Origin of the sequence: Sinomonas sp. P10A9, assembly GCF_041022165.1 — a bacterium.
Classification (GTDB): domain Bacteria; phylum Actinomycetota; class Actinomycetes; order Actinomycetales; family Micrococcaceae; genus Sinomonas; species Sinomonas puerhi.
The window spans coordinates 875296-896115 of the sequence record NZ_CP163302.1; the positions used below are offsets into that span (position 1 = coordinate 875296).

Consider the following 20820-nt stretch of genomic DNA (forward strand, 5'->3'; position numbering starts at 1 on the left):
GCTCCTCGGTGTCGCGCCCCTACGGGGCAGTGGTAGCGGAGATGAAGGCGAGGGCCTGCGGCCACGAGAGGCCGAACGCCGTGGCGTTGACTTCTTCCTTGTGGCGGCGCCTGTCGCTGAAGCCGTGCTTGGCCTGGGGGTACAGGTGGATGATGGTGGGGGCGTGCTCGCGGCCTTGGAGCGACTCCTGGAGGCGCAGGAAGTTCTCGCGCGGGACGATCGAGTCCTTGCCCGGGTAGGCCACGAAGGCCGGCGCCTCAACCTCAGCTGCCAGCTGGACCGAGTCGTACGTGTGCGTCGGTGCAGGCTCGCCCGGAACCGTCGGGTGAAATGCGACGACGTTGGCCAGGTCCCGGTCCAGGCCGCCGAGGATGAACGCGAACCGTCCGCCGAGGCACCAGCCCACGACGCCGACCCTCGCCAGGCCGAGGTCCTCGCGCAGGTGGCGCAGGAGCGTCTGCTGCTCCGCGACGGCTGCGGTGTCCTTGAGCTCGTCGAGCAAGGCATGGAGGACGTCGAAGTCGGTGTCGTCCGAGCTCCTGCCGTGCCACGGGTCCCACGAGAGAGCCACCGCGCCGGTCCGGGCGGCGATCATGTCAGCGAACTCACGGACCTGGGAGCCGATCCCCGTGATCATCGGCAACAGGAGGATGCCCGCATTGGAAGCTGTCCCGCCGTCCGGGACCGGGCGGGCCATGTAGGCGCGCAGCCCTTCGACCTCGACGAACTCGCCTTGGACCTCGTGTGCCACGGGTGATTCCCCTGTCTTCTCGGCGGCGGCTGTCCCGGGCAGGGGCAGGCGCCGGTGCCTGCGTGATACGTCCCACGATAGGCCAGGTCGTCGGAAAACAGAAGGTCAAACCATTTGCCTACTGGTCCTGCCGAAGGAAGAGGCGTTGACAGGGCCACGAGCACATAGTCAAATGGTTAGACCGATAGACGAGGTTTGCAGAGAGGGCTGGGATGAGCACGGGAGCAGAGGCCGGAAGGCCAGCGCAGGAGATCCTTCCCCTGAGCGGAGTCAAGGTCGTCGACCTCTCCCAGATCGGAGCCGGCCCGTATGGGACGTCCATGCTGGGGGACCTGGGTGCGGACGTCATCAAAGTCGAGCCGCTCAACGGCGACAGCTTCCGCTACGTGGACAATGCCTACGCCCCTGGGGAGAGCGCCTACTTCTTCGGGGTCAACCGGAGCAAGCGCTCCATGGCCCTGAACCTCAAGGACCCGGCCGGCTACGAGGTGCTCATGCGTCTGGTCCGCGAGGCCGACGTGTTCGTCGTCGCCTTCCGTCCGGACGCCATTGAGCGGATGGGCGTCGACTACGAGACCCTGCGCGCGGTCAACCCCCGCCTCGTCTACGCCGCCATCACGGCCTTCGGCGAAGATGGCCCCCGCGCCCATCAGCCGGGCATGGACATCCTCGCCCAGGCGCTGAGCGGCATGATGGGGGTGACCGGTGAGGTCGGCGGCGGACCCGTCAAGGTCGGTGTCCCGATTGCCGACTTCGTCGGCTCGTTCTTCCTCGGCTTCGGCGTCTGTGCCGCACTGCGCCTGCGGGACCAGACCGGCGTGGGCGACAAGATCATGATCAACCTGCTGGACGGCCAGATCGCAGCGTTCGCCAACTACATCACGGCCTACGACAAGACGCGCGTCAAGTTCCGCCCCCTCGGCGGCGGGCATCCGCAGCTCGTCCCCTACCAGCCCTTCCTCGGCTCGGACGACCGCTACTTCATACTGGCCTGCCTCAACGACCACTTCTGGGAGAAGCTCGTCCCCTACCTGAACCAGTTCGATGACTTCAGCGACCCCCGCTACGCCACGAACACGGACCGCATCGCCCACCGCGACGAGCTCTGCGGACGGCTCCAGGACCTCTTCAGCACGCAGCCGGCGTCGTACTGGCTCGAGGGCCTCGAGGCCACGGGCGTCCCCTGCAGCCCCATCCACCGCATGGAAGAAGCGCTGGAGGACCCCCAGGTGATGCACAACCAGTCGGTCGTCGAGCTCGAGCACCCGCGCTTCGGCGCGTACAAAGTGCCGAACAACCCCATCCGATTCCTGCATGCCGCCACAGGCCCCCGGGGCTACGCCCCGGGCCTCGGCGAGCACACTGACGAGATCCTCGCCGAGTACGGCCTCAGCGCCGAGCAGATCCAGAGTCTGCGCGACCGCGGCATCGTGAACTCGACCTTCGCCCGCGAACCCGCGTGATGCCCTCTGGGCCGCCGGGCGCTGGCGCAGACACGCCCGCGGCCGCGTCAGCAGAACAGACCACAGCAAGGAGAAACAACGTGACGACGACACAGCAGGAGGCCCCCGCCCGCTGGGGCCGCGAGGTGGTAGGGGCCACCGTGCGCGGGTTCCCGGTGCGCATCTACAAGGACCGTCCCAGAAGCGTCGGAGAGCTCCTTCTCGACGCCCGCCGATGGGGCGACCGGGAGGCACTCGTCCAGGGCGACCGACGCCTGACGTACCGCGAGCACGAGCAGGCTGTCGCCGCCGTCGCTAACCGGATCGCCGCGTACGGCATCACAGCCGGCGACCGGGTCTTCATCCACGGCTTCAACAGCATCGAGTGGACCGTGACGTTCTGGGCCGTCCAGAGCCTCGGCGCGGTAGCCGTGCTTGGAAACCCCTGGTGGGGCGAACACGAGCTGGGCGTCATCCTGGGCCGCATACAGCCGAAGCTCGCCGTGAGCGACAAGGACATGCGCGAGGTCTCACGGGTGCCGTTCGCCGAGATCCGCAGGATCGTTGATGGGAAGGAGCCCGCAGCACTGCGCCTCGCCGAGGTCGACGAGGATGACCCTGCCCTCGTCATGTTCAGCTCGGGCACGACCGGCATCCCGAAGGGGATCCTCGTCTCCCACCGCTCGGTCATCGGCAACCTGCAGAACCTCCTGGGAATGACGGGACGCCTCCCGAGCGAACTGCCCGACGACTTTGCCGGAACGGCGAGCCTCCAGACAGTCCCGCTGTTCCACCTCGCCGGCGTCCAGGTCAGCTGTGCCACGATCCTCCAGGGCGGCAAGCTCGTCATGCTCGACTCCAAATTCGATCCCGCCGAGGTCCTCCGCCTCATCGAGGCCGAGCGGATCAGGTCCTGGGGCGCGATCCCCACGATGGTCTCCCGCGTGCTCGACCATCCGGACCTCGCCACCCGCGACGTCTCCACGCTCGGGTCCATCCCGCTCGGGGGCGCCGCAGTTCCCGAGGAGCTCCGCGCCCGCATCGCTTCGACATTCCCCAAGGTGAGCAAGCGTGTCGGCAGCCTCTACGGCCTCACGGAGACCGGGGGGCTGCTCGCTGCCGCCGCAGGCAAGGAGATCGACGGCCATCCAGGCAGGGTGGGCCGCCCGCTGCCGGTCATCGACCTCAAGATCGTCGGTGCCGACTCCGAGGGCATCGGCGAGATCTACGGCCGCAGCCCCAACGTGCCCCTCGAGATCGTCGGTGAGGGCCCCGTCGCGGATGCCGAGGGATGGGTCGCGACCGGCGACCTCGGCCGGATCGACGACGAGGGATACCTCTACATCACCGGCCGCGCCAAGGAGATCATCATCCGCGGCGGCGAGAACATCGCTGCAGCCAACATCGAGAACACGCTCCAGCGCCACGAGGGCCTCGCCGACGCGGGCGTCATCGCCCTCCCGGACGCAGACCTGGGCGAGATCGTAGGCGCCATCGTCGTCCTCGCGCCCGGCACAGCCTTCGACAAGGACAGCGTCGTGGCCCTGTGCAAGGAGTTCCTCGGGCGCTTCGAAGTCCCCGAGCGCTGGTGGGTGCGCACCGAGAAGCTCCCCATGACCGCCATCGGCAAGATGGACAAGAAACTCCTCAAGGCGCAGTGGATCGAGCGCGGGGCCGTCGACATCGACGACTCGGCCGGGGCCTGAGGCCGGCGGGAGGGCTGGACATGGGAGGCACGCTCGAGGGCACAAGGGTCGTAGAGTTCGCGGGCCTCGGCCCGGCACCGTTCGCGTGCATGCTGCTCGCGGACATGGGCGCCGAGGTCATCCGGATCGAGCGCCCCGTCCCTGAGGGAGCGGAAGCCCGGCACCGCGCGGATGACGCGTTCGGCCGTGGGCGCACCTCGGTCACGGCCGACCTGAAGGACGACGCCGGCCGGCGGCTCGCGCGCCAGCTCACCATGGACGCGGACGTGGTCGTCGAAGGCTTCCGTCCCGGCGTCATGGAGCGGCTGGGGCTCGGACCGGACGAGCTCCTGGCCGAGAACCCACGGCTCGTCTACGGGCGAATAACGGGATGGGGGCAGGAGGGCCGCCTCGCGGGGTCTCCGGGCCACGACATCAACTACATCGCCCTGGCGGGCGCGCTCGAGTCCATCGGACGCGAGGGCCAGCCCCCCACAGTCCCGCTCGCGCTCGTCGGCGACTTCGGCGGCGGGGGCATGCTGCTGGCCGTCGGCATCCTCGCGGCGCTCCTGGAACGGGGTCGCTCAGGCCAGGGACAGGTGGTCGACGCAGCGTGCGTCGACGGCGCCTCGATGCTCATGACGGTCGTCCACCATCTCCGCGCCCACGGGCGTTGGAACGATGCACGCGGCACCAACCTCTTCGACACAGGGGCGCCATACTACGACGTCTACGAGACCGCCGATGGGCTCTTCATCTCCCTCGGGGCCATGGAACGGAAGTTCTACGCTGCCATGGTGGACGTGCTCGGCCTCCCAGTCGAGGCGATGCACCCCCAGAACGACAGAGCGGCGTGGCCGGCGCGCCGCGCACTCATCGCCGAGAGGGTCCGCACCCGCACCCGGGCGGCGTGGGAGGAGGCCTTCGACGGCATAGAGGCCTGCTTCGCTCCAGTCCTGTCCCCAGCCGAGGCCCCCAATTCACCGGTCCACCGAGAGCGGGGGACCTTCATCGACGTCGACGGCTACCCGGAGCCGGCCCCCGCGCCGCGCTTCAGCCGCACCCCGTCGACCGCGAGGCCCCGAAGCCGCCCCGGCGAGCACAACGACCAGATCAGCGGGCGACTGCCACTGGCGCGGGATGCAGCCGGGGCCTGACCCTGCCCGGCTGCCGAAACCTGCCGCACGAGAATCATCAGGAAGGACCGACAATGGCCGAGACTGCCTACATGGACCACACGCAAGCGGGCGAAGGCGCCGGAGCCGAGAGCCTCGAGGAGTTCACCGCGCGCGCCGCACAGTTCCTGGAGGCCCACTGCACCAGGCGCCCGGCGCGGACCGCGTTCGAATGGGGTGTGGGGGAGGACACCGGGGTCAAGCTCTGGGAGGAGCCGGACTCCGAGGAGGAACGGGCTAGGCTCGCCGAGGCGCGCACCTGGAGGCGTACGCGCTTCGAGGCGGGCTTCGGCTGGCTGGACGGCCCCGCCGAGCGCGGGGGCGCGGCCCTGCCGGCCGCCTACGCCCGTGCCTACCGGCGCCTCGAGGCCCAGTACGAAACGCCGAGCGAAACGTACTTCAAGCTCGACCACGTCCTCGGTCCCGTCCTGCTCGCCCGGGGTACCGAGAGCGTACGCGAAACGATCCCGCGGTCCCTCCAGAGGGGCGACCTCATGGCGTGCGAGCTCTTCAGTGAGCCCGATGCGGGCTCGGACATGTTCTCCGCCCGGACCCGCGCGACCCGCACCGACGGCGGCTGGGTCCTCAACGGCCAGAAGGTCTGGACCTCGGACGCCCACCTCGCCGACATCGGCGTCGTCTTCACGCGTACGTCCAACGAGCCCGGCAAGAAGGCCTTCACGGCCTTCATGCTCGACATGCACCAGCCCGGCGTGAAGGTCGTCCCGCTGCGCCAGATGACCGGCGGCGCCGCATTCAACGAGGTCTACCTCGACGACGCGTTCGTCCCCGACGAGCACCTCCTCGGCGAAGTCGGCCAGGGCTGGGACGTCGTGGGGGAGATCCTCGCCCGCGAACGCGCCGGGATCGGGGCGGGCCTGAGCCGCTCAGGCTCGGGGCTCGCGAACGGGACCCGGCTCATCGCGCTGGTTCGCGCCATGGGCCAGGACCGGGACCCGCTTGTGCGCCAGGCACTCATCAGGACCATGACCGGGTTCTGGGCCACCCGCCAGCTCACCTCGCAGGGCTCCGACAGGGGCGGCGCGACCGCGTACCGGGCGGACCCCACGCCCCTGGTGAGCAAGCTCGCGCTCAGCTTCAACCTTCGCCGTGCCTCCCAGCTCGTAAGCCAGGTCCTGGGGCCCAAGCTCACAGCAGACGGCGGCGAATGGGGAACCTTCAGCTGGAACAGCCTCATCCTGGGCGAACCAGGCGTACACATCTTCGCCGGCACCGACGAAATCGTCCGCAACTCCCTCGCCGAGAAGGTGCTCGGCCAGCCCCGAGAGGAGGGGCTCCGATGAGTATCCTGCAGACGCACCCGCGCGGGCTTTCTGTCCGGGAGACGACGTCTGGGATTCCGGGCGCGCAGCGCGTCGTATTCGTCCACGGGGCCATGGACACCGGGTCAAGCTTCTCCCGCCTCCTGGCGCATCTGGGCGACGTCGATGCGGTTGTCTACGATCGCCGGGGCTACGGCGAGTCGAAGCTCGGCGGACGCGCCCCGTTCCTCATAGAGGAGCACGTCCAGGACCTCCTGACGCTCCTGGAGGGCCATCGGTCCATGGTCCTTGCCCACAGCCTCGGGGGGGTCATCGCGCTGGCCGCAGCCCAGCGCTCCCCGCACCTGTTCGCGGGGCTGCTCACCTACGAGGCGCCCATGCCATGGGCCCCATGGTGGCCAGCGCTCTCCCTGCCGCGGGACCCAGGCAATACCGAACAGGTGCGTGAGGCGGCGACCCTGTTCCTGCGCCGCCACCTCAGCGATGAGCGATGGGCTGCGCTCGACGACGAGCACCGCGAGGCGCTCCTGGTCCATGGTCCGGCATGGGCCGCCGAGCTCTCCGATGCCCGCAGCGGCCCACCGGCGTTTGCACCGGAAGACATCTGTGTTCCGCTTCTCGCCGTGCACGGGACACTCACGGACGAGCGCCACAGGGAAGCCACGGCCCTGCTCGCACAGCGAGCACCCGAGGCGCGGCTGGCAACCATTGAGGGCGCCGGCCACCTCGGTCATCGGCGCCATTCGGAGGCCCTGGCGGCGCTCCTGAGGGAGCACCTCGCGGCAACTGCCGAGGCGAAGGCGTGAGCGGGAACGGGGCCACCCTCGGCGGGCTGCGGGGAAAGAAGATTGTCGTCACGGGCGGCGCCCAGGGCATGGGGGAATCAACCGTCAGGGCCTTCGCGCACGAGGGCGCGGCCGTCGTGTCGATGGACCTCAGAGAAGACCTCGGCGCGGCGGCAGCAGAGCGGATCTCTCGCGAGGCCGGGGCCGACGTGTCGTTCGTGGGCGTCGACGTGTCCAACCGGGGGCAGGTCTTCGCGTCGATGGAACGAGCAGTTGACCTCCTTGGCGGGCTCGATGTCCTGGTGAACGTGGCAGGCGTCCAGCGGGCGCGGCCTGCCGAGGAGCTCACGGAGGCGGACTTCGACTTCCTGCTCGACATCAACCTCAGGGGCACGTTCTACACGAACCAGGCCGCCTTCGCCGCGATGAAGCCCGCCGGCAGCGGCCACATCATCAACTTCGGCTCGGACGCGGGAATGACGGCGATCAGGGGTCTTGCGGGCTATTCGGCCACGAAGGGCGCGGTCCATGCTTGGACGCGCACGGCCGCCCTCGAGTTCGCGGGCCACGGAGTCCGCGTGAACGTGGTCGTCCCCGCCATGCGGACCCCCATGACCGACGCCGGCCGCACCGAGGGCCGTGCAGGCGTCTACTCGAGGGTCCCCCTCGGCGGAGACCTCGGAGATCCAGACCGCGACCTCGCCCCGGTCATGGTGTTCCTGGCGGGCGACGGATCGCGTTTCATCACCGGGCAGACGATTTCGGTCAATGGCGGCATTGGCATGGTGCGGTAGCCCAAGGAAGGACCACAGTGCTCTATTCACACTCCACCCCGGAGCAGAAGCGCGTCAGGCTGCGCGAGGCACTCGCCTCGGGCAGGATCCAGCAGTTCCCCGGCGCGTTCAGCCCGCTCTCCGCGAAGCTCATCGACGAGAAGGGGTTCTCTGGGGTGTACATCTCCGGGGCGGTCCTTGCGAACGATCTGGGCCTTCCGGACATCGGGCTCACGACCCTGACCGAGGTCGCGACCCGTGCCGGGCAGATCGCCCGGATGACGGACCTCCCCTCGATCGTCGACGCCGACACGGGCCTCGGGGAGTCCATGAACGTCGCCCGGACGGTGCAGGAGCTCGAGAACGCGGGCCTGGCCGGCTGCCACATCGAGGACCAGGTCAACCCCAAGCGGTGCGGCCACCTCGACGGCAAGGCCGTCGTCGACCTCGACACGGCCCTGCAGCGGATCCGGGCCGCGGCCGAGGCCCGGCGGGACCCGAACTTCCTCATCACGGCCCGCACGGACATCCGGGCTGCCGAGGGGATCGAGGCCGCCGTGGAGCGCGCGCAAGCCCTCGTGGACGCCGGGGCGGACTCGATCTTCCCCGAGGCCATGGCGTCCCTGGACGAGTTCAGGGCCATCCGGGACGCCGTCGACGTGCCGATCTTGGCCAACATGACCGAGTTCGGCAAGAGCCGCCTCTTCACGGTCGCCGAGCTCGCCGCCGTCGGCGTCAACCTGATCATTTACCCGGTGACCCTCCTCAGGAGCGCCATGGGCGCCGCCGAGCGCACGCTGGACGCGCTCAGGGCCGAAGGCACCCAGGAGTCACAGGTGTCCGAGATGCTCACTCGGGCGCGGCTGTACGAGCTGGTCGACTACCAGGCGTACAACTCGTTCGACGCGGATGTCTTCAACTTCGCCATCCCAGAGGTCTTCCGGGATACCGGTGTAGGGCACTAACATCAGAATTAAGGTCAGACCATTAGACATTTTGGGGTCCCCGCTGGGGGCCCAAGGAAGGAAGCGGCATGGCACCGGTCTTCACTGAGGAACAGACAGAGCTGCGCCAGACGGTTCGGCGGTTCTGCGAGGACAAGTTCTCCGAGGCGCAGGTGCGATTCCTTGCCGACTCCGACGAGGGTTTCGACCGCGCTGTCTGGCGGCAGATGGCGGAGCAGCTGGGCCTGCAGTCGTTGGCGATCCCCGAGGAATTCGGGGGGGCCGGATTCACTCAGGCTGAGGTGGGGATCGTCATGGAGGAACTCGGCCGTGCGCTGGCGCCCACGCCGTTCTTGCCGACGGTAGTCCTCGCCGCAAACCTGCTGCTCGGGACAGGGGATTCGGCCCTCAAGGCTGAGCTCCTCGAGGGCATCGCTGCAGGCGAGGTGTGCGCTGCGGTGGCCTACCTCGAAGCGTCGACCGCCTGGGATGAGGAGGGAATCCACGCGACGGCGGTGCCCTCCGGCGCTGCCTGGAGTGTCACCGGGGTCAAGGTGAATGTCATCGAAGCCCAGGCGGCCGACGTCATCCTCGTCGCGGCGCGGACAGAGGCCGGCATCTCGGTGTTCTCGGTGGATCCCGGGGCTGAGGGCGTTCTGGTCGACGTGGTCGAGACGCTGGACCTGACCCGCCGTCAGGCGATCGTGACCCTCGACGCCGCCCCGGCGGAGCTCGTCGGGGCCGACGGCGCCGGCTGGGATGCCCTCACGCACATGCTGCGCATGGCCTCCGTCGCCCTCGCGTCCGAGAATGCGGGCGGTTCTCTCAAGCTCCTCGAGATCTCGGCGGACTACGCCCGCACCCGCGAGCAGTTCGGCCGTGTGATCGGCAGCTACCAGGCCGTCAAGCAGAAGCTCGCCGATCTCCTGCTCGACGTCGAGCTGTCCCGCGCGGCCGCCCATCGCGTGGCGCGGTCGGCAGCAGACGAGGATCCCGTGCTCCCGCAGGAGGCCGCGATGGCGCACGCGCTGACGTCCGAGACGTTCGTCAAGGCCGGGTACGATGCCATCCAGATCCACGGGGGAATCGGATTCACATGGGAGCACCCTGCGCACCTGTACTTCAGGCGGGCGAAGAGCAACGAGCTCCTGTTCGGCGCTCCGGATCATCACCGCGAGCTCGCTGCCCAGCATCTGGGCCTCTGAGTGGCGCGCTCCGGGGGTGCGCTGGCCGTCCTCCGGACTGTGGCGCTCACGGCCGTCACTGTGTCCCCGACGTTCCTCATGGGGTCGATGGCCGTCCAGATTCGGCAGGATATCGACCTGGGGCCGGCCGGGATCGGCATCGGCGCCGCCGTGATGTTCGGCGTGGGCGGACTCCTGGCACCGTTGTCTGGAGCGCTGGTTGAGCGTGCCGGCCCTCGCGCCGGCATGGCCGGCGCCGCCCTGCTGACATCAGTCGCACTCCTGGGCATGGCGTCCGCCACCGACTTCGGGAACCTGGCCGCGGCGCTAGCAGTCGCCGGCGCCGCCAACGCCCTCGGACAGCCGGCCACGAACATCGGCCTCTCCCGGGCCATTGTCCCGCATCGGCTCGGCACTGCGCTCGGAGCCAAGCAGGCATCCATCCCCACCGCCTCACTCCTGGGAGGGCTTGCCGTGCCCATGGGAGCACTTGCCGTCGGATGGCGATGGATGTTCGTCTCGGCCGCTGCCATCGCACTCTTCGTTGGCCTCTGGAACTGGACGCGCGCGCTTGCTGCTGCGCCGGCGCCTTCCGTGCCCACTGGGGGTTCCGTCCCGCGCGCCGGGACATCGCGGCCGGCCATGGTGCTGTTCTCCTGTGGGGGCGGTCTTGCCGCGGCGGCCGCAACGTCGCTGGGCATCTTCCTTGTCGACTCGGCAGTGAGCTCGGGAATCTCCCCTGGGATGGCCGGTGGGGTCTTCGCCGCCGTGGCGGCCATCGGGCTCCTCGCGCGCGTCGCGGCGGGGGCTCTCATCGATGCCCGCCCCCTCTGGAGCCCGTACCTGCTGGTGGCCGCAATGCTCGTGGTCGGATCCGTCGGATTCGGCTTCCTTGCGGTTGGCTCCCCGTGGGGCATCGCGGCCGGCGCCCTGTTCGCGTACGGCGCGGGGTGGGCCTGGCCGGGCCTCATGCACTATGGCGTGGTCCGCGGTGGTCACGCCGGCGTCGGCCGGGCCACTGGGTATCTGCAGATCGGGCTCTCGCTGGGCGCCGCGTGCGGGCCACTCGCCTTCGGGCTCATCTCGGAGGAGTGGTCCTACGGGGCGTCGTGGGCTCTGGCTGGCGTGGCTCTAGCGGGGTCCGCAGCCGTGATCGCCGTGGGGAATGCGTTGGACTCCCGCAGTCATCCGACGCAGCCTTGACAGTGCCATTCGTGGTCGGTACTTTCCATGGTCATACCCTTTGGGCGAAGCGAGCTCTGCCCTTCCATGACAGAGGCTTCTTGGGCGGAAGGCCCCCACGCCCCTTGGCCAGCAATCTTCCGGCGGCTCCCAGCCTAGGGATTCTCCGCGTCGACCAGTTCCTTCATCAGCACGACCCCCTGCCCAAAGGAGAAACTGTGTCCACTGCGATGACGCAACCACGCACAGTCAGCAAGTCCGCGCACGCCCAGCTCGTCAGGGCGGCCGCCATCGGCAACTTCATCGAGTTCTTCGACTTCACGCTCTACGGCTTCTTCGCCGTCGTCATCTCCAAGCAGTTCTTCCCGGCGATCGACCATACGGCCGCCCTGCTCTCCACCTTCGCGATCTACGGCGGCGCCTTCGTCATGCGGCCCGTCGGCGCGATCGTGTTCGGGCACGTCGGAGACCGCATCGGTCGAAAGACCGCCATGATGGTCTCAGTCGTCCTCATGACGGTGGCGACTGCTGCCATCGGCCTGCTTCCGACCTACGCCGTGATCGGAGTCTTCGCGCCTCTGCTCTTGGGCATCTGCCGGCTCGTCCAGGCGGTGTCCGCCGGAGGCGAGCAGACCGGCTCCTACATCCTCGTCATGGAGCAGTCGCCTGTCCATGAACGCGGTCGCCACGGCATCAAGCTGCTGACCTACATCATGTTCGGTGTCGGAGGCGGTGCCCTCGTGGCCTTGGGTGTCACTTCCCTGACAACTCCCGCCCAGCTGCACGACTGGGGCTGGCGCCTGCCGTTCCTCTTCGTGGCGCCCTTGGGCCTTGTCGGGCTCTACATGCGGCTCAGGCTCCAGGACTCCGAGGCCTTTCGGGCTGCAAGCCAGGAGCTGGCACGCCTCGAGCGCAAGCCCATCCCGCTCTTCCAGGCCTTCCGGACGGCCAAGAAGCAGATGGCGGTCTTGTTCTGCTGGGCCTCGCTCATCGCCCTTGCCGGCTACATCCTCATCGGGTTCATGACCACCTACATGATCGAGTTCCAGCACTTTTCCATCTCCGAGTCCCTGGTCGTCTTCGGCGTCGGACTCATGGCCGCGATTCCGGTCGTCAACCAGATAGGGAAGTGGTCTGACCGCGTGCCGCGGAAGACCTTTGCGCTGGTCATGACACTGGCCCTGCTGCTGTGGATCTTTCCCGCCTTCATCCTGACCCAGTACGGCGTCTTCACGGCCATCATCGCGATCGCCGTGTTTGCAGTCATCCTCTACCCGATGAACCTTGTCGCCGGGTTCGCCATCATCGAGCTCTTCCCGGTAGACATCCGGGCGAGCGCGAGCGGGCTGCCGTTCCAGATCGGCTTCGCGGTGTTCGGGGGGTCCGCTCCGTTCATTGCAACGTGGCTCGCCTCGAGCTACTCGGCCATCGCGCCGGCCTACTACGTCGCGGGATTCGCCATCCTGATCCTCCTCGTCGCCCTTCGAGGCCTGCCCACGGCGCGGGCTATGGAGACCATCTCAGTCTCCGTGCCCGAGCCGCCGGAGCGTGCCGTCGTCTCGGCAGCGGAAGCACCCGAGCGTCCGTGACGGATGCTTAGTCACGAGCTGCTGACGGCATGGTGCGAGTTCGAGGAGCAGCACGAGCAGGACTTCCTGGACTGGCACACGAGCGAGCACATGCCGGAGCGGATAGGAATCCCGGGCTTCCTCAGGGCCAGGCGGTACGCGGAGCTCGGTGATGGCCTCCACCGGCATTTCATCCTGTATGAGCTCGCCGGCCCCGAGGTGCTGGATTCCGCCGCCTACCGGGCCAAGGTCAACGACCCGAGCCCATGGACCCAGCGGATCCAGCCCTCCTTCCGCCGGAACATCCGTGCAGCCTGCCGCCTGTCCCTCTCTCGGGCAGGCGGCAAAGGCCCCGACATCGCAGTGCTCTGGTTCGCATCCGCCGACAGGGTTCGGGTGGAGCATTCGGTCGCCGACCTGCGAAGCCACCCGGACGAGCTGTCTCTGGGCTTGCACCTAGGGTGGCTCCGCAGCGCGGACGGAGAGCTGGAGAATCGTGAGGCGGTCCTTCGCGCTGACAGCGCTCGGATGCAGTTCGACGGCATGGTGCTTCTCGAAGGCGCCGACGCGCCTCGCATCGGCCGTGCTGCCGGGCGCCTCTCACACCATCTGCTCGGGCTTCCGAGGACGACGTCGGTGGAATACGGGATCTTCCGACTCTCCGCCGTCCTGAGTCCTCCAAACGGAGATCAACGAAAGGGAGACTGACATGGGTGAACCAACCACCCGGTACACACAGGAACTGGCGCACTTCGTCGCGAAAACCGGCTACGAGGACCTCCCAGATGCTGTCGTCACAGAGAGCCGCCGGCTCCTGCTCGACACCGTGGGGTGTGCCCTCGGAGCCATCAACACGGAGAGCGGCCAGATCGCGCTCCGGTACGTCGATTCGCTGGGAGGAGGATCGGCCGCGACGGTCCTGGGACTCGACCGCATGAGATCCCCAACGGATGCCGCGTACGCGAATGCGCGCCTCGCCAACGTTCTGGATGCGGACGACACCTTTCCCACCTCGACCCACTTCGGCAACGCCACGGTGTTCTCCGCCATGGCCGTCGCCGAGCACTTCGGCGGGAGCGACCGAGACGTGCTCGCGGGGATCGCCATCGGGTTCGACCTGGGAGCCCGCATCGGAAGCTGGATGGGGGCTCCCTTCCAGGTCCGTAACGGCGAGGTCGTCGGATGGAACGAGCTGGGGGGCCCTCCCGCGACCGTCACGTGGGCGGCAGCGGGCGCGGCGTCGAGCGTGGCCGGCCTGGATCCACTGCAGACCAACCACGCCTTCGGCCTGGCAGGCGCGAATTCTCCTCAACCGACCATCCGCAAATGGGCGGAATCGCCTGTCCAGCCGATGTACAAGTACGCCGATTCCGGCTGGTGCGCCAACATCGGCGTCTCAGCAGCCCTGCTCGCAAGGCTCAACAGCACGGGCTTCCTCGACATCCTGGACGGCCAAAACGCGTTCTGGCGATTCTACGGATCACCGACGCACGACGACGCGCTCCTGGTCCAAGGGCTCGGTGAGGAGTGGGAGATCCTCAACACAACGTACAAGGCGTGGCCGTGCTGCCGGTGGATCCACCATCCGCTGACAGCGTTCTCCGGCATTCTGGAGGAGCATGCGATCGCGGCGGAGGAGATCGAACGGGTCGTCGTGCGCGCGAACCCACTGGCGCTGACTGAGATCTTCCGGGACCAGCAGCCTAGCGACCCGCTCACCGCCGAGTTCAGCCATGCGCACGCCATGGCGGCCATGGCCCACAGGATTCCTCCGGGGCCCCTCTGGTACGAGGAGGCGGCCATGAATGCCAGGCATATGGCTGACTTCCGTGCGAAGGTCACCGTGACGCCGGAACCCCGCTCCTCCAACATCGCGGCATGGATGGGCGGTGGGCAATGGCGGGGGATTCCCGGAGGCGTAGACGTCTACGCGCGGGGCACGCGGTTCGAGGCGACCGCCGACTATGCCCTCGGGGATCCGTGGGAGGAGTCCACGCGTCTGTCGAGCGACAGACTGATCGAGAAGTTCGTCGGCATGTGCCGCGCTGGTGGGGATGGGAGCCTGGGCCCTTCGGAGCTCGAGGACCGGGCATCGGCGTGTGCCGAGGCGATCCTTGCGGGTGACTCCGCAGACCGGCTGTCGTGGACGGACGAAGTGTCCGGCCTGGCGGGCTTGCTCCGACGCTCCTGAGACGGCCGCATGGTGCGTATCGATTCCGATCAGAAGGGAACAGCAGGAGGGGGAGGGCCGCCCGGGGCCCTCCCCCTCCTGCCTCGTCTGGGTGGGCCTGCTCCGTCGGTCAGGCATTCGTGATGATCAGGGCACCGCGCTCGGGGCGGCCGAAGGTTCCGACAGGGTCGGTTCCGTTCGCTGCCCCCATCGTTGGAGGCATACCAGCGCCACCAGTGCCATGACGGCCCCGAGGACGGTCAGCCACGATGGGGTCCCCGACGCGGTAGGCCACACGAGGTCCAGGATCATCGATCCGGCGAGCTGTCCCGCGACGACGCCGATGGCGAAGAGCAGCACGCCGACGCGGCGCACGAGGACGGCGCCGATGAGGACAACAGCCGGGCCGATGATGCCGAGCGCGGGGTACCACCACTGGATGTGGGCATAGGAGGCGAAGGAGGCGCCGCCGTCAGACACGGAAGAGGCGCCCAGGACCGCCAGGTACGCGAGCGACCCGAGGGCGTACGTCGCGACGCCGGCGGGCTCTGGCCGTCCGACGGCCGCGGTGATGGACCCATTGAATGCCATCTGGACTCCCACGGTTGCTCCGGCAACGAAGACGAAGGCGCATGCGAGCCAGATCCCTGCCCCGCTGGCGCCGAGGCGTGGGGCGCTCGAGACCACGACGCCTGCGACCGCGAGGAGGAGGGCTGCCGCTCCCAGCCGGTTCAGGCGGCGTCGTGTGCCGAGGGACCAGCCGAAGTGGTCGATCATCGTTCCGGCGCTCATCTGGCCGACGATGAAGGACATCGCGAAGAGTGCGACCCCGATGACTGGCACTGTGGCGATCTGCGCCTGGATGACGATGATGCCGAGGGGTCCGCTGGCGAGGAGGTGCCAGGGAAGCTCCCGGCGCCGCAGCATCCCCCACATGGTGGCCACGCTGCGCCGGGCCGCCGGGGCGAGGGCGGTGAACACGAGGGTCGTCGTCAGCCCGATGAAGAAGACGAGTGCTCCCGCCCCGAGCTGGTTGCCGAGGTCGCTGGCGAGGAAGGCATTGATGCGGGCCTGGAGCGAGAGCATGATGCCCGTCGCCAGTGTCAAGAGGATGGGGGAAAGGCGTGCCACGCGGAAGTCCTTCCGGTCGGGCGCTCAGCGGACGACGACGGCCCGTCCGGTGATCCGGCCGGCGGCCAGGTCATCGTACGCGTCCAGGGCCCGCTCGAACGGGTACGTCGTGATGTCGATCCCCACGCGGCCGGCACGCGCCAGCGCCACCACCTCGATCAGGTCGCGCCGGGTTCCGGAGTACGGGCGGTTGATCGTCGTCCCGCGGGGAATCGACGTGGTCGTGCGGATCGTCTCGAACTCCATGACGCCATTGCCCTGCCCGGGCACACGGATGGCGCCGTACGGGGCCACGGTGGAGGCTGCAAGTCGCAGCGTCTCGCTGGTCCCCACGAAGTCGAGCACGACATCGGGGCCGTGTCCGCCGGCAGAGTCGAGTACCTGCGCGGCCGCGTCCTCTGACGAGCCGTCGACGACGGCGTCCACGGCGTCCGCGACGGCCGCGAGTGCCTCGGGACGCACGTCGATGGCGATGATCCTCGCCGGGGTCATCGCGCGCAGGATCGACACTGCGAACTGGCCGAGCCCGCCGATGCCGATTACCGCGGCGCCCGAGCCCGGTCCGAGGAGCGGGAGGCAGCCGCGGATGCTGTGGTAGGGCACGATACCCGCGTCGGGGAGGACCGCCGCCAGGTGCGGCTCGATCCCGTCTGCGGCGACCACCGCCGTCGCCGGGACGACGACGAAGTCGGCCATACCGCCGTCGTAACGGGTTCCGGGCCCCTGCGGCGGAACGAGTCGCCCCGGCGTCGAAAGGCACGCATTCTCGCGCCCTGCCGTGCACTCGCGGCATGTCCCGCAGGACCACACCGTGTGCACGACGACGGCCTGCCCTGCGTGCACCGAGGTGACGCCTTCACCCGAGGCGCTGATGGTGCCGGCGATTTCGTGTCCCATCGTCAGGCCGAGCTGGAGCACCGCCTCCGGATCTTCGCGGAACGAGACATCGGTGTGGCATACCCCGCAGGCCGTGACCTCGACGAGGACCTGCCCTGCTCCGGGCCGCGGAACCGGACGGTCCGCCCACTCGACCTGTCTCGGTCCCTGGTATGTGAGCGCCCTCATGTCGTGGCCAGCGCGGCCGCGGCCTTCTCGACGAACGACGTGTCCACGATGTCCTCGATCTTCAGGTCTGCCTTCTCGATGAGCCCGGCCCTGCGATAGGTCTCGAGGTCGTCGGCGAGGCCCTTGACGTTCAGCGCGCCCTTCGAGTCCACGGGCGCGGCGTACGTCTTGGCGATGAGTGCCGAGTCGAGCTCGGTGTACTTGGAGATGATGTCGGTGATCTCCTGCGCGTCCTTGCCCCGCACCTGCCCGTCGACGAGAGACGCGCTGAAATCGGCGACCCCCCGCAGGTAGGCCTTCATGAACGACACCGCTACCTCGGGCTTCTTCTGCGTGAAGGCCGTGCCATACATGATCACTCCGAGCTGGAGGCCAGGGTAGAAGTCCGCGCCGACGGCGAAGCGGACAGCTGCCCCGGACTCGATGGCCTTCGTCGCGTACGGCTCGGCCGTCGTCGCAGCGTCGATTGAGCCGTTCTGCAGGGCGATGGCCTGGTCTGGGCCACCCAGGAAGTTTGCCTGGATGTCGGAGCGCTGCAGGCCGCCCTGGGCCAGGGCCCTGTCGAACCAGAGCGTCGTGGATGTCCCGTCCGCGTAGAGGCCCAGGCGCTTTCCCTTGAGATCGGACAGCTTCGTGAATTCCCCGCTGTCAACAAGTGCCTTCCTGACCAGGAGGTTCGAGTATTTCGTGCCATCGTCGAGCTTCCCCGTGTCCGCAACGAGGCGGACTCCGAGACCTCGGCCGACGGCATTGAAGACGCCCGCGCCCGGGGCGCCGGTGCCCGCGTCGAGCTGACCCGATGCCAGGGGCGCGACCATGTCGCCTCCCGACTTGAATGCCCGGAGTTCGGCGTCAATCCCCTCGGCTTGGAAGTATCCGCGGGCAAGGGCAATGTAGAGCGGCGCGTTGGAGATGCCCGCCGCGTGACCGAGGCTGACCTTCGTGACGCTGCCGGTTCCGCTCGCGCTGGATCCGCCGCAGGCGGTGAGGCCGAACAGCGCGGCTGCGGCAGCGACGGTCCCCGCGCCACGGAGCAGGCTCCGGCGCGAGGGCTGTGAGGAGAGCAGCGGGGAGATGCTGGTGGGGGGCATGTTCGTCCCTTCGATCGTGGGTGCGGTGGCGTGTGGAGTCAGCGCTTGGCGCGGTTCCACGGTGTAAGGAATCGCTCGACCTCGGTGAGGAGGAAAGTGAGGGCGACGCCGAGGACGGAGATGAGGATGAGTGCGACATACATGGTCTCGACTCTGAAGGTCGACCACGAGTTCCAGATCATGAAGCCGAGGCCGTTGGTGCCGCCGAGCATCTCGGCCACGACGATGAGCATGAGGGCCATGCCGACACCGAGCTTCATGCCGGCGATGATGAGGGGCGCGGCGCCGGGGAGCGCAACCGTGCGGAAGACATCGAACCGGCTTGCCCGGAAGTTCTTCGCGACATCGTGGTGGATCATCGGGATTCCGAGGACCCCGGCTGCCGTGTTGACGACGACCGGGAAGAAGACCCCGATCGCCACGACAGCGATCTTCGAGGCCTCGCCGAGGCCGAAGATGATCAGCAGGAGCGGGAAGATGGCGGTCTTCGGGATCGGGTACAGCGCCGCGATGATCGGCTCGGCAATGGTCCGCGCCCAGCGGCTGAGACCCATGACAATGCCTATGAGGACTCCGGGAACCGCCCCGATGACGAACCCGATGCCGAGCCGTTGGAGGCTCACGAGCGCCGTGTCGAGGAGCTGGCCGTTGCCGCTCAGGCGCGCGAACTCGCTGTAGATCGTTGTCGGGCCAGGGAAGAACTGCGGGTTCAACAAGCCGGTGCGCACCAGGAGCTCCCACAGCGCGAGCAGTGCGAGGGGGGCCAGGACGGACATAACGCGCTCCGAGCCGATCCGCCGCATGAGGCTGCGGCGGGGCCTGGGCCCCGCCGGGGGGGCCGGGGGTGTCTTGGTGCGGGGCTGGATGTCCACGCGCGAGCTCATGCCGCCGTCCCCATGACCTCGTCCTTGAGGGATCCCCAGATGTCGTAGATCATCTCCCCGTACTCGGGCTGCCGGCGCAGCTCAAGCACGCTGCGGGGCCGCTCGAACGGGATGTCCACGAGCGTCTTAACGCGGCCAGGGCGTGCCGTCATGATCATGACCTGGTCGCCGAGCGTGACGGCCTCGTCGACGCTGTGCGTGATGAAGACGACGGTCTTTCGGCTCTCCTCCCACGTGCGCAGGAGTTCCTCCTGGAGGATCGTCTTGTTCTGCTCGTCCAGGGCCGAGAAGGGCTCGTCCATGTAGAACACGTCCGGGTCGTTTGCGAATGCCCTGGCGATGGAGACGCGCTGGCGCATGCCACCCGAGAGCTGGTGCGGATAGGCCTTGGCGAACTTCGTCAGGCCCGTCTTGTCGAGGTAGTGTCCGACCTGGTCCCGGATGACCGACCTCGGGGCACGCCGCATGGCAAGCCCGTAGGCGGCGTTGTCCCACACGGTCATCCAAGGGAACAGCGAATCGCCTTGGAAGACCATCGAGTTCGTCACCGGCCCGTCCGAATCCGACTTCCGGACATCGATCTGTCCCGAAGTGGGCGACTCGAGCCCGGCCAGCATGCGGATTATGGTCGTCTTCCCGCACCCGCTCGGGCCGACGATGGTGAAGAACGATCCCTCCGGTACGTGGAGGCTGACATTGTCGACGGCCGTGACGGTGCCGCTGTCAGTGGAAAACGTCTTGACGAGGTCTCTGACGGTGATCCCCGCTTCGATCGCGGGCTCCGTCGTCATCGTCGGTGCCGGTCGTGGCATGGCATGCCCCTCTCTCGGCCGTGGAGGCCGGAAGGACGGGAAGGCCGCGTGCCCACTGCTGCGCTTCGGGCGCAGGGGGCGTGGCTGTGCAGCCTACCGCCCATCATGATCAAGGTCACAGCAGTAGTCAATAGGTTCGTTGGTATGACCAGAAAGGGCGGGGAGCGCGCTCTGGCCAAGCACTGCCTCAATTGGTAATTTGGTTCGACCAATTACCTAGGAGGGACCAATGACTGAGAGCGAGACCCTCAGCCTCGAGGCGCCTGCACTTCCCGAGTCGCCCCAGGACAGTGCGCTGGCGGAGTTCGCGGCCGCAGCGTGCCGGAGGCTTGCTGGCGGGATCCTCGGCACTACGGGAAGCGGCCTCCGCGCCGTCATCGAGGCCGAGGTCCGGGCGCTTCAGGCGGCACTTGGAGATTCCGCCGAACTCCACGGGGTTGCCGCGAAGCATCCGCCGCGCTTTGACCGCAGGGGCCGCGTACAGGTCCTCACGAACCCCGTCATGAGCCACCGCAACCCGCTTGCCCCGCCCCTTGTCCACCACCACGACGGTGACGAGAGCGAATTCCGCGTGACGCTGCCCCTCCAGTACCAAGGACCCCGCAACAGCCTGCACGGAGGATATGTGGCGGTGCTGCTGGACGATGTGCTGTGGCACGCTGTCCGCCAGATGGCCGCCGGAGTCAGCTTCACGCGCGAGCTGACGATCACCTACGAGCGTCCCGTGCCGCTGTTCGAGGAGCTCCGCATCATCGGCCGGGTCACGACGATCGAAGGGCGGAAGACCTTCGCCGAGGGCGAGATCATCGCCGGGGAGGCGGTGTGCGCCCGCGCCAGAGGCCTGTGGATCTCGCCGAAGTCCTCGGCGTAGCGCCATGGCAGGGGATCGGTCGAG

The 20820-nt window shown here is 68.3% G+C and carries 19 protein-coding genes; 13 read left to right on the top strand and 6 right to left on the bottom strand.

The genetic code is table 11. The annotated features are described in order from the left end of the window. Nucleotides 1-19: 19 nt before the first annotated feature. Entirely contained in the window at nucleotides 20-751 is a 732-nt protein-coding gene (locus tag AB5L97_RS03990; protein ID WP_369046545.1) for a dienelactone hydrolase family protein, read from the bottom strand. Between the two features lie 212 nt (nucleotides 752-963). Between AB5L97_RS03990 and AB5L97_RS03995 the strand changes: the two genes are divergently transcribed. The 12 genes from AB5L97_RS03995 to AB5L97_RS04050 all read left to right on the top strand — a co-directional run bounded on the left by AB5L97_RS03995 (nucleotide 964) and on the right by AB5L97_RS04050 (nucleotide 14963). Next, nucleotides 964-2214, top strand: coding sequence for a CaiB/BaiF CoA transferase family protein (locus tag AB5L97_RS03995; protein ID WP_369046546.1), 1251 nt, complete (start codon nucleotides 964-966; stop codon nucleotides 2212-2214). A gap of 80 nt (nucleotides 2215-2294) precedes the next feature. After that, on the top strand, nucleotides 2295-3899 hold the full coding sequence (locus AB5L97_RS04000; protein WP_369046547.1) for a class I adenylate-forming enzyme family protein: 1605 nt from the start codon (nucleotides 2295-2297) through the stop codon (nucleotides 3897-3899). Nucleotides 3900-3919: 20 nt separating this feature from the next. Next, nucleotides 3920-5035 carry a CaiB/BaiF CoA transferase family protein gene (locus AB5L97_RS04005; RefSeq protein WP_369046548.1) on the top strand — a complete coding sequence of 372 codons (1116 nt, stop codon included), beginning with the start codon at nucleotides 3920-3922 and terminating at the stop codon, nucleotides 5033-5035. A 53-nt stretch (nucleotides 5036-5088) separates the two neighbouring features. Continuing rightward, on the top strand, nucleotides 5089-6357 hold the full coding sequence (locus AB5L97_RS04010; protein ID WP_369046549.1) for an acyl-CoA dehydrogenase family protein: 1269 nt from the start codon (nucleotides 5089-5091) through the stop codon (nucleotides 6355-6357). After that, a complete protein-coding gene (locus tag AB5L97_RS04015) occupies nucleotides 6354-7142 on the top strand; it encodes an alpha/beta fold hydrolase (protein ID WP_369046550.1) in 789 nt (262 codons plus the stop codon). The genes AB5L97_RS04010 and AB5L97_RS04015 overlap by 4 nt, the downstream gene beginning before the upstream one ends. After that, entirely contained in the window at nucleotides 7139-7915 is a 777-nt protein-coding gene (locus AB5L97_RS04020) for an SDR family NAD(P)-dependent oxidoreductase (protein ID WP_369046551.1), read from the top strand. Before AB5L97_RS04015 ends, AB5L97_RS04020 begins: the two co-directional genes overlap by 4 nt. A gap of 17 nt (nucleotides 7916-7932) precedes the next feature. Then, nucleotides 7933-8859: a methylisocitrate lyase gene (gene prpB, locus AB5L97_RS04025; protein WP_369046552.1), complete on the top strand. Its 927-nt coding sequence runs from the start codon at nucleotides 7933-7935 to the stop codon at nucleotides 8857-8859. Nucleotides 8860-8927: 68 nt separating this feature from the next. Beyond that, complete coding sequence (locus AB5L97_RS04030; RefSeq protein WP_369046553.1) at nucleotides 8928-10043, top strand: acyl-CoA dehydrogenase family protein; 1116 nt, start codon at nucleotides 8928-8930, stop codon at nucleotides 10041-10043. Beyond that, nucleotides 10044-11225, top strand: coding sequence for an MFS transporter (locus AB5L97_RS04035; protein WP_369046554.1), 1182 nt, complete (start codon nucleotides 10044-10046; stop codon nucleotides 11223-11225). 197 nt (nucleotides 11226-11422) lie between these two features. Further along, nucleotides 11423-12793 (top strand): MFS transporter, encoded by a 1371-nt coding sequence (locus AB5L97_RS04040; protein ID WP_369046555.1) that lies wholly within the window; start codon nucleotides 11423-11425, stop codon nucleotides 12791-12793. A 3-nt stretch (nucleotides 12794-12796) separates the two neighbouring features. Next, nucleotides 12797-13480, top strand: coding sequence for a hypothetical protein (locus tag AB5L97_RS04045; RefSeq protein ID WP_369046556.1), 684 nt, complete (start codon nucleotides 12797-12799; stop codon nucleotides 13478-13480). Between the two features lies 1 nt (nucleotide 13481). Beyond that, nucleotides 13482-14963: an MmgE/PrpD family protein gene (locus tag AB5L97_RS04050; protein WP_369046557.1), complete on the top strand. Its 1482-nt coding sequence runs from the start codon at nucleotides 13482-13484 to the stop codon at nucleotides 14961-14963. Between the two features lie 126 nt (nucleotides 14964-15089). On the opposite strand, the gene AB5L97_RS04055 is transcribed toward AB5L97_RS04050, so the two are convergent. From AB5L97_RS04055 to AB5L97_RS04075, 5 genes are all read right to left on the bottom strand, one after another. Further along, the gene (locus tag AB5L97_RS04055) at nucleotides 15090-16073 is read right to left on the bottom strand and encodes a DMT family transporter (protein WP_369046558.1); all 984 of its coding nucleotides are present in this window, start codon (nucleotides 16071-16073) and stop codon (nucleotides 15090-15092) included. A gap of 24 nt (nucleotides 16074-16097) precedes the next feature. Then, a complete protein-coding gene (locus tag AB5L97_RS04060) occupies nucleotides 16098-17138 on the bottom strand; it encodes an alcohol dehydrogenase catalytic domain-containing protein (RefSeq protein ID WP_369046559.1) in 1041 nt (346 codons plus the stop codon). Continuing rightward, a complete protein-coding gene (locus AB5L97_RS04065) occupies nucleotides 17135-18229 on the bottom strand; it encodes an ABC transporter substrate-binding protein (RefSeq protein WP_369046560.1) in 1095 nt (364 codons plus the stop codon). Before AB5L97_RS04065 ends, AB5L97_RS04060 begins: the two co-directional genes overlap by 4 nt. A 38-nt stretch (nucleotides 18230-18267) precedes the next feature. After that, nucleotides 18268-19005: an ABC transporter permease gene (locus tag AB5L97_RS04070; protein WP_369046561.1), complete on the bottom strand. Its 738-nt coding sequence runs from the start codon at nucleotides 19003-19005 to the stop codon at nucleotides 18268-18270. 104 nt (nucleotides 19006-19109) lie between these two features. After that, nucleotides 19110-19925 (bottom strand): ABC transporter ATP-binding protein, encoded by an 816-nt coding sequence (locus AB5L97_RS04075; RefSeq protein WP_369046562.1) that lies wholly within the window; start codon nucleotides 19923-19925, stop codon nucleotides 19110-19112. A 229-nt stretch (nucleotides 19926-20154) separates the two neighbouring features. Between AB5L97_RS04075 and AB5L97_RS04080 the strand changes: the two genes are divergently transcribed. Then, nucleotides 20155-20796 (top strand): PaaI family thioesterase, encoded by a 642-nt coding sequence (locus tag AB5L97_RS04080; protein ID WP_369046563.1) that lies wholly within the window; start codon nucleotides 20155-20157, stop codon nucleotides 20794-20796. Nucleotides 20797-20820 lie beyond the last annotated feature (24 nt).

What these genes read in the sequence shown, in the direction of transcription:
- AB5L97_RS04010 (WP_369046549.1), top strand. Translation starts at nt 5,089, where the DNA reads ATGGCCGAGACTGCCTACATGGACCACACGCAAGCGGGCGAAGGCGCC.
- AB5L97_RS04075 (WP_369046562.1), bottom strand. Translation starts at nt 19,925, where the DNA reads ATGCCACGACCGGCACCGACGATGACGACGGAGCCCGCGATCGAAGCG.
- AB5L97_RS04015 (WP_369046550.1), top strand. Translation starts at nt 6,354, where the DNA reads ATGAGTATCCTGCAGACGCACCCGCGCGGGCTTTCTGTCCGGGAGACG.
- AB5L97_RS03995 (WP_369046546.1), top strand. Translation starts at nt 964, where the DNA reads ATGAGCACGGGAGCAGAGGCCGGAAGGCCAGCGCAGGAGATCCTTCCC.
- AB5L97_RS04050 (WP_369046557.1), top strand. Translation starts at nt 13,482, where the DNA reads ATGGGTGAACCAACCACCCGGTACACACAGGAACTGGCGCACTTCGTC.
- AB5L97_RS04065 (WP_369046560.1), bottom strand. Translation starts at nt 18,229, where the DNA reads ATGCCCCCCACCAGCATCTCCCCGCTGCTCTCCTCACAGCCCTCGCGC.
- AB5L97_RS04070 (WP_369046561.1), bottom strand. Translation starts at nt 19,005, where the DNA reads ATGTCCGTCCTGGCCCCCCTCGCACTGCTCGCGCTGTGGGAGCTCCTG.
- AB5L97_RS04045 (WP_369046556.1), top strand. Translation starts at nt 12,797, where the DNA reads ATGCTTAGTCACGAGCTGCTGACGGCATGGTGCGAGTTCGAGGAGCAG.
- AB5L97_RS04005 (WP_369046548.1), top strand. Translation starts at nt 3,920, where the DNA reads ATGGGAGGCACGCTCGAGGGCACAAGGGTCGTAGAGTTCGCGGGCCTC.
- AB5L97_RS04030 (WP_369046553.1), top strand. Translation starts at nt 8,928, where the DNA reads ATGGCACCGGTCTTCACTGAGGAACAGACAGAGCTGCGCCAGACGGTT.
- AB5L97_RS04080 (WP_369046563.1), top strand. Translation starts at nt 20,155, where the DNA reads ATGACTGAGAGCGAGACCCTCAGCCTCGAGGCGCCTGCACTTCCCGAG.
- AB5L97_RS04060 (WP_369046559.1), bottom strand. Translation starts at nt 17,138, where the DNA reads ATGAGGGCGCTCACATACCAGGGACCGAGACAGGTCGAGTGGGCGGAC.